Raw genomic sequence first — 7,902 nt, forward strand, 5'->3', positions numbered from 1 at the left:
GAGGGCGATCGCCTCCCCATGGCGCTGGGCGAGGATCGCCCAGAGACCCTCCAGCCCCTGCAGCCCACGCCAGTCGTCGCGCTGGGCCAGGGCCTGCTCATCAAGCCGGTCCCCCGACCAGAGGATCGAGGCTTTGCCGTCCATGGTCCCGTCCTGAGCGTGGCCCAGGCTTATCACCGCCAGAGCAGTTCCGTGGGCTTCGGTGGCCGGAGCCCCAACCCGAACCGCCGTGCCAGGGCCTGGCGCAGCAGGGTCTGAACCGTGGCGGTGGTCAGCCCTGGGCACCAGTCGCTCAGGCGCGTCACCCCATGACCCTTCAATCCGCAGGGGACGATGGCGCTGAAGCCCTCCAGCGGGCAGGTCACGTTGAGGGCCAGGCCGTGCTGGCTGATCCAGCGGCGGGCACCCACGCCGATCGCCGCCACCTTGCGCCCCTCCAGCCAGACACCGGTCAGGCCCTCCAGCTGCTCTCCCCTGAGCCCGAGGGCCGCCATCACCTCCAGCACTGCCGCCTCCAGATCGCGCAGGTAGAGATGGAGATCGCCGCCGTGGCGCTGCAGAGCCAGCACCGGGTAAGCCACCAGCTGGCCGGGGAGGTGGTGGGTCACCTCCCCGCCGCGGTCGATGCGGAAGAGGGGGGCTGGGGGATACGCGGGATCGAAGCGCAGGAACCGCTCGCTGGCGCCGCGGCCCAGGGTGTAACAGGGGGTGTGCTGCAGCAGCAGCAGGGCTTCGGGGCCATCGGGGTCGCGCAGCAGCCGCCCCTGCAGTTCCCGCTGCCAGGCCCAGGCCTGGTCAAAGGGCACGGGCAGAGGTGGTTCAACAAGGATTGCGTCGAGGGCCGGAGTCATGCGCGAACGGCTTCCTACAGTTGGATCGGAACGACAAGCGAAGGGACTGCTCGATGAAGCTGTTGATTCACGGCCGCAATCTCGATGTCACACCGGCGATCCGCGATTACACGGAAGCGAAGCTCGGCCGGGCCATCAATCACTACGAAGGGTTGGTCAAAGAAGCCGATGTTCATCTCTCCGTGGCGCGCAACCCCAGGGTGGCTCAACAGACCGCTGAGGTCACGGTCTTTGCCAATGGAGTGGTGATTCGTGCCCAGGAACGCAGTGAGAACCTTTACGCCAGCATCGACATGGTGGCGGGCAAGCTGAGCCGTCAGCTGCGCCGCTACAAAGATCGCCTCAGCAATCATCACGGAGCCGGATCCCCAGCAAACGTAGGCGACGATACCGAACAGCCCAGCCTGGAAGGAGTTCTTCCCAATGATCTGATCGGCGACCGGGAGCCGGCCCTGCCGGTCCCGGCCGTGCGCCGCAAGTACTTCTCGATGCCTGCGATGAGCCTGGATCAGGCCCTGCACCAGCTGGAGCTGATCGACCACGATTTCTATGTGTTCCGTGAGGAATCCAGCGGTGGTCTCCAGGTGGTGTATCGCCGCAACCATGGTGGATTCGGTGTGATCCAGCCGAAGGAATCCTGACCCGTCCTGAATCCCCCCAGCCCCGGTGATGCGTGATTCAAGGCTCAGGGCGCCCCTGCCCGATCTGGCCCCACTGATTGAACATGCCCTTCTTGATCCCCACCGGGGCCTCGAGAGCGTGCATCAGGCCTGTGATCAGGCGCGGCACTACGGCTTTGCAGCAGTGTGCATCTCCTCCCGCTGGGTGGCTGCCGCCCGCGAACGTCTCGGGGCTCCTGGTGCCGTCAAGCTGGTGGCTGTGGTGGCCTTCCCCTTCGGCGCGGTGCCGGCCTCGATCAAACTGGCGGAAGCGGAGGCCGCCGCCAGCGCGGGCGCTGACGAACTCGATGTGGTGCCCGATTTCGGCGCCCTCGCCGATGGCGATGGCAGCTCGATCTACCAGGAGCTGGGGTCGATCGTGGAACTCGGCCTGCCGGTGAAGGTGATCCAGGAGGTGGGCAGGCTGGATCCCGCCGCCCTGGAGCTGCTGGTGGAGGCCTCGATCGATGCGGGAGCCGCTTATCTCAAGACCGGCAGTGGCTTCGGACCACCCGTGACGCCGGAGCAGGTGGCCCACCTGCGCGAGCTGGCCCGGGGGCGGGCGGGAATCAAGGCTTCCGGTGGCATTGCCGAGCTGGAGCAGGCCCTGGATCTGGTGGCCGCCGGTGCCACACGCCTTGGGACCAGCCGCGGCGTGGCCCTGATTGAGGCCCTGCGCGCCCCGGCCTGATGCCCGAGGAATCGCTGGAGGGTCTCTCGCTGAAATGCGGCCCCCTCGGGGAGCACGACCGGCTGCTCACCCTGCTCAGCGAAGACGGTGGCCTCAGCCGCCTGGCGGTGCCGGGGGCCCGGCGCCCCCGCAGCAGCCTAGCGGCGGCGGTGCCCCTGTCCCAGTTGCGGCTCCAGGTCGGCGGTGGCCGCGGCCTGCGTCGGGTGCGCCAGCTCCGGGTCATCCACAGCGTCGGGCAGCTGGGACAGCGCCTGGAAACCCTCGCCGCCGCCCAGTCGCTGGCGGAGCTCTGCCTGCGCCTGGTGCCCGACGGGGATGGGGTGGCCGGAGCCCTCGGCGACCTCACCCTGCAGCTGCGCCGCCTGGAGTTGGTGGTGTCCGAGCGCCAGGACAACCTCGAAGCGCTGGCCATCGCCGTGCAGGGGCACGTGCACCTTCTGGCGCTGGGGGGCTACGGGCTGCCGCTCCAGCGCTGTGCCCGCAGCGGCGAGCCCCTGGCCCCTCCCCTGGGCAACCGCGACTGGCGTTGCAGCCTGTTGCCCAGTGAGGGGCTGGTGATCGGCGCGCTGGCCGGGGCGATGCTGGTGCTGAACGCTTCCGAGCTGGCCCTGCTGCAACGGCTGCCACGGCCCGGTCTCCCCCGCTGCCACGACGGCACCCTGATGGGACCGGCCTGGGTCTGGCTGCGGCTGCTGGAGCTGGTGCAGGTGTGGTGCCAGGAGCACCTCGGCCGCCGGGGGAAAGCCCTGCGCCTGCTGAAGGGCTGCTTCGGCGCCGAGGCTCAGGGACACCTTGGCGCTGCGCCATCATTGCCGCCGAACGACTGACACCTGGAGCGGATTGTCCCGGCCGACCGCCACGCCCCCTCCGGACCCTTCCGAGGACACCCGCCCGGCCGCTGCGGAGGGCAGCGGCTCACGCACCGACGGGCTGCAGGCCGTGCTGGCCCTCCCCGATTTCCGCAGGCTCTGGCTGGGGCAGATCTTCTCCCAGCTGGCCGACAAGTTCTACATCGTGCTGATGGTGTTCCTGATCGCCCAGTACTGGGTCACGGACACCCCCCAGAACAACATGGTGCTGGCCGAGGCGGCAGCCAGCCTGCGGCTCGATCTGGAAACCCGCGCCCAGATGATCACCCTGCTGGCCACGGGGATCTATGTGGCCAACACCGTGCCGGCGATGGTGCTGGGCACCGTGGCCGGTGTCTGGGCCGACCGCTGGCCCAAGCGCCAGGTGATGGTGGCCTCCAACGGCCTGCGGGCCGGACTCGCCCTGCTGGCCCCTCTGGCGCTGCTGCCCGGGCCCCAGTGGCTGGGGCTGAGCTGGGGCTACTGGGGCCTGGTGGCCATGACCTTCCTGGAGTCGGTGCTCACCCAGTTCTTCGCGCCCGCCGAGCAGGCGGCAATCCCTCTGCTGGTCCCGAGACCACGCATGCTCGCGGCCATGTCGCTCTATCAGGCCACCAGCATGGGGGCCACGATCGTTGGTTTCGCCCTCGGCGACCCAGTGCTGCGGCTGCTGCGCTCGAGCCTCAGGGGGATCGGCATCAGTGGCGGGGAATTCGTGCTGCTGCCGCTCTGCTACGGGCTGGCGGCCCTGTGCATCAGCACGATCCGGATGGAGGAGCCGGAGCGGGTGGAGCGGGGCACCAGCGTCTGGAATGAGATCGCCGAGGGCATCGAGGTGCTGCGCGAACGGGTCAGCGTGCGGCGGGCCCTGTTGCAGCTTGTGCTGCTGTACAGCATCCTGGCGGCCCTCTATGTGCTGGCCATCAGCCTGGCTTCGGCTATCGAAGGGCTGGGCCCCACCCGCTTCGGCACCCTGCTGGCCATGAGTGGCGTGGGCATGGCCTGCGGCGCCCTCGGCGTGGCCCAGCTGGGCCAGGGCCTCAACCGCCGGCGCATGGCCTCCACCGGCCTGGCGCTGATTGCCCTCAGTCTGGTGCTGCTCGGCCAGGGCCGAGGCAGCCTGTGGCTCACCCTCGGCCTCTGCGGCCTGCTCGGCATCGGCGCGGCGCTGGTCGCGATCCCATCGCAGACCACCATCCAGGACGACACCCCCGAAGCGATGCGCGGCAAGGTCTTCGGCCTGCAGAACAACCTGATCAACGTGGCGCTCAGCCTGCCCCTGGTGCTGGCTGGAGCGGTGGTGAGCCGCTATGGACTGATGCCGGTGCTGTGGGGACTGGCCGCGATCACCATGATCGCGATACTGATCGAGAAGCCCTGGCAGCGCTGCTAGCGTTCCCCAAGGACGAGGCCTGAAGCGTTGGCCCACATCGCCTGGCTGGGCAAGAAGTCACCTTTCTGCGGCAACGTCACCTACAGCCTCTCCACCACCGAGCGGCTCCGGCAACACGGCCATCAGGTCAGTTTCATCCACTTCGACACCCCCGCCGCCGGCCTGGGGCGCTCCTGGGATACGGGCCAACAGGTGGAGGGCAGCCAACCCAGCAGCCCTGTCCCAACGGATCCCGCCAGGACTGGGGCGGATGATGTGACGCTGCCCTACCTGGTGAAGTCCCAGGTTTACACGATTCCCTCGCCGGGAGCTCAGCGGGAGCTGCGCGAATCATTGGAGCGCCTGCGCCCCGACCTGGTTCACGCCAGCCTCACCCTCTCCCCCCTGGACTTCCGCCTGCCGGATCTCTGCCAGCACCTGGGAGTGCCGCTGGTGGCGACGTTCCATCCCGCCTTTGATGCCGGCCTGCGCAACATCACCGCCGGAACTCAGCAGCTCACCTACCAGCTCTACGCCCCGACCCTGGCTCGTTTCGATCGGGTGATCGTCTTCTCCGAGCTGCAGGCCGAGGTGCTGGCGCGGCTGGGGGTGCGCGAGGAGCGGCTGGCGGTGATCCCCAACGGGGTCGATCCCGGCCTGTGGTGCCCCCCCGACCCGGCAGCACCCTCACGGGAACTGGCCAGCCTTCGAGCCCGCCTGGGCCAGCGCCGCCTCTTCCTCTACATGGGACGGCTGGCCACCGAGAAGAACGTGGAAGCCCTGCTGCGCGCCTGGCGGCTGGTGCGGCCGGCTGGCTGCCTGCTGGTGATCGTCGGAGATGGCCCTCTGCGTCAGGCCCTGCAGGGCAACAGCGACGAGCACGACGTGCTCTGGTGGGGCTACGAAGCGAACCTGCAGCAACGGGTAGCCCTGCTGCAGGCGGCGGATGTCTTCCTGCTGCCCTCGTTGGTGGAGGGGCTCTCCCTGGCCCTGCTGGAGGCGATGGCCAGCGGCACCGCCTGCGTGGCCACCGATGCCGGCGCCGACGGCGAAGTTCTGGAGGGAGGGGCCGGCATCGTGATCAGCACCCAGGGCGTGACCACCCAGCTGCGTACGCTGCTTCCGGTTCTGCGCGACCAGCCGGTGCTGACCACCGAGCTGGGCCGCCGCGCCCGGGAGCGGGTCCTGGAGCGCTACACCCTGGCCAGGAACATCGAGCAGCTTGAGCAGCTCTACGCCGAGCTCGTGCCCCAGGGCAGCCTCGCCGCCTGAGCCTCAGCCTTGCCTTAGCCGATCGCCGCCTCCAGCCGCTCGCGCAGCTCAGTGGTGAGCCGCTCCACGGCCCCGCGGCGGTCGCGGCGGTAGGCACCACTGCGCTCAAGCACATCAATGGGCTCCGCCACCGCCATGCGCACCCGCCAGGGGCCGAGAGCGGGCGGACGCTCCTCCTCGCGGCCACGGATCCAGGCGACCGCCCGCCACAGGATCATCAACACCTCTCCGTAGCGGTCGATGCTGGGCTTCTCGGCCACGTAGGAGCCGCTCAATGTGGCGAAGTGCTCCGCCAGGCGCATGTGGCCCATCCGGATGTCGGCTTCCTGCGCCGACCAGTCGGCCAGGCTGCGCTCCACTTCAGAGAGTTCGTCCAGGTCGTCGCGGTAGATGCAGGCCCAGGCCGCCTGCTCGATGCGGCGGCAGCGCTCAATGACGCTGCCCCTGGGGGAGAGCTGGAAGTGGTCCTCGGCCACGGCCAGGGCGTGGTCCCGCAGCCGGCTCAGCCGCTCGAAGAAATCAGCCGCTGGACCAGCGTCACGGAGTTGATAGAACCCCTCCAGCAGGGTGAGCAGCTGCTCGGAAAGGGCAATCAGCCGTTGGTAGCGGTGCTCTGGGGCCTGATCGGGGTCGGCGGGCAGCTCGGAGACGGCGCTTGAGCTTGCTGCCACTGTGGCGGTGGAGGGGCCGAGCAGGTCCTCCAGGCGCCCCAGCAGGCGATCGATCGCTCCCCAGTCGTCGCTGGTCGAGAAGTATTGAAGGCCGATCGGCACGATCAGCACCCGCTCGTGGCGCCCAGCCGCCGCCAGATCCTCACAACACCAGAAGGCCATCTGGGCCAGACCGGGCTCAAGGGGACTGAGCAGCTCGCCGTGGTTGTTGGTGGCCCCCTCCGGGGCGATCGCCAGGGGGAAGGGGCCGTGGGCAAAGAGGTCGCGGGCCGTCTTGAGGGCGAGGCGGTCGAGCTTGCCCCGCTGGATCGGGATGCCGCCCAGCTTGGAGAGGATCCAGCCAGCGGCATCCCCCGCCCAGAGGGGAATACCGCGGTCGTAGAGAAACTGGCTGTGAACCGGGGCCTTCAGGCTCAGCCCATGGCGTCTGGCCGCCCGGGGAACCTCCCGCCAGAGCAGCTGGGCCATCACCAGCGGGTCGGTGGTGCTGGGATGGCGGAAGGCAATCAGCAAGCGACTGCGGCCGCTCTGGGCCTCGGCGAACAGGGTGGCGAGGCTCTCGCTGCCGCTGGTCTCGAAGTGCACCAGACCCCGGGAGCGCAACAGCCATGGCAAAGCTGCCCGGCAGAGCCAGTGCACCCAGCGGTTGTAGTCCGGCGGGATGAAGCGAAGAGCCGGTTGGGCGGCCTGGATCCCTGCGCGGGGCATCGGTGGTCAGTGGGCGGCGATAAGGGGAGGCGCTAGCGGGTGGCATAGCGATCGGACACCACCGACCAATCGACCACGGACCACCAGGCGTCGAGGTAGTCGGCGCGGCGGTTCTGGTACATGAGGTAGTAAGCGTGCTCCCAGACGTCGTTGGCCAGCAGGGGCGTGCCGCCCACCGGAGCCAGGTCCATCAGGGGATTGTCCTGGTTTGGGGTGGAGACCACCTGAAGCTTGCCCTCCGAATCAGTGATCAGCCACACCCAGCCCGAGCCGAAGCGAGCCAGACCCGCAGCCCGGAAGGCAGCACGGAACTGCTCGATCGAGCCGAAGTCGCGGACTAGGGCCTCCTGCAAGGCTGAGCTGGGCTCACCTCCCTGTCCGGGCCGGGTGAGCGAGGCCCAGAAAAACGAATGGTTCCAGTGGCCGCCGGCGTTGTTGCGCACAGCCTCCGGGGCTCCAGAAGCCCGCGCCAGCAGCTCTTCGAGATCAAGGCCCCTCAGGGCCGGATCCCTGGCCACGGCAGCGTTGAGGTTGTCCACGTAGGCCTGGTGATGACGGTCGTGGTGGATCGTCATCGTGGTGGCATCGATCGCCGGCTCCAGGGCATTGGCGGCATAGGGAAGCGCCGGGAGCGTGAAGGCTGGCGCCGCCGCCCAGGCCCCATGGCCGGGCCAGAGCAGCAGCACCAACAGCGGCAGGGCCACCAGAGCGGCAAGGATCCGTCGCATCGGTTCGGCCCGTGTGATCACAGGCCAAGTATGGACAGCTCGGCGCAGCAGGCCGCAAAGGCGGCAGCTGGATCGGCGGCGGCGCTGATCGGCCGGCCGATC

General features: G+C 69.0%; 8 protein-coding genes. 5 read left to right on the forward strand and 3 right to left on the reverse strand.

Annotated elements, in window-relative coordinates; translation table 11 throughout:
* Window positions 1–173: 173 nt before the first annotated feature.
* Complete coding sequence (lipB, locus tag KBY78_RS13990; RefSeq protein WP_255144095.1) at window positions 174–851, reverse strand: lipoyl(octanoyl) transferase LipB; 678 nt, start codon at window positions 849–851, stop codon at window positions 174–176.
* A 53-nt stretch (window positions 852–904) separates the two neighbouring features.
* On the opposite strand from lipB, the gene hpf reads away from it, so the two are divergent.
* Genes hpf through KBY78_RS14015 form a run of 5 tightly spaced genes read left to right on the forward strand, consistent with a single transcriptional unit; the run spans window position 905 to window position 5,693 of the window.
* A complete protein-coding gene (gene hpf, locus KBY78_RS13995) occupies window positions 905–1,492 on the forward strand; it encodes a ribosome hibernation-promoting factor, HPF/YfiA family (RefSeq protein ID WP_006171893.1) in 588 nt (195 codons plus the stop codon).
* Window positions 1,493–1,520: 28 nt separating this feature from the next.
* A complete protein-coding gene (gene deoC, locus KBY78_RS14000; RefSeq protein WP_006171894.1) occupies window positions 1,521–2,201 on the forward strand; it encodes a deoxyribose-phosphate aldolase in 681 nt (226 codons plus the stop codon).
* Window positions 2,198–3,028: a DNA repair protein RecO gene (locus KBY78_RS14005; RefSeq protein ID WP_399215936.1), complete on the forward strand. Its 831-nt coding sequence runs from the start codon at window positions 2,198–2,200 to the stop codon at window positions 3,026–3,028. Before deoC ends, KBY78_RS14005 begins: the two co-directional genes overlap by 4 nt.
* A gap of 13 nt (window positions 3,029–3,041) precedes the next feature.
* A complete protein-coding gene (locus tag KBY78_RS14010) occupies window positions 3,042–4,442 on the forward strand; it encodes an MFS transporter (protein ID WP_399215933.1) in 1,401 nt (466 codons plus the stop codon).
* Between the two features lie 27 nt (window positions 4,443–4,469).
* Window positions 4,470–5,693, forward strand: a complete 1,224-nt coding sequence (locus KBY78_RS14015; RefSeq protein ID WP_255144097.1) for a glycosyltransferase family 4 protein — start codon at window positions 4,470–4,472, stop codon at window positions 5,691–5,693.
* A gap of 14 nt (window positions 5,694–5,707) precedes the next feature.
* Here KBY78_RS14015 and KBY78_RS14020 read toward each other — a convergent pair whose 3' ends face one another.
* Together KBY78_RS14020 and KBY78_RS14025 are read right to left on the reverse strand one after the other, a co-directional pair.
* Complete coding sequence (locus KBY78_RS14020) at window positions 5,708–7,072, reverse strand: 1-acyl-sn-glycerol-3-phosphate acyltransferase (RefSeq protein WP_255144098.1); 1,365 nt, start codon at window positions 7,070–7,072, stop codon at window positions 5,708–5,710.
* A gap of 32 nt (window positions 7,073–7,104) precedes the next feature.
* Complete coding sequence (locus tag KBY78_RS14025) at window positions 7,105–7,800, reverse strand: superoxide dismutase (RefSeq protein ID WP_255144100.1); 696 nt, start codon at window positions 7,798–7,800, stop codon at window positions 7,105–7,107.
* Between the last annotated feature and the right edge of the window lie 102 nt (window positions 7,801–7,902).

Source organism: Synechococcus sp. EJ6-Ellesmere (assembly GCF_024345875.1).
In the GTDB taxonomy this organism is placed as follows: Bacteria; Cyanobacteriota; Cyanobacteriia; order PCC-6307; family Cyanobiaceae; genus Regnicoccus_A; species Regnicoccus_A antarcticus.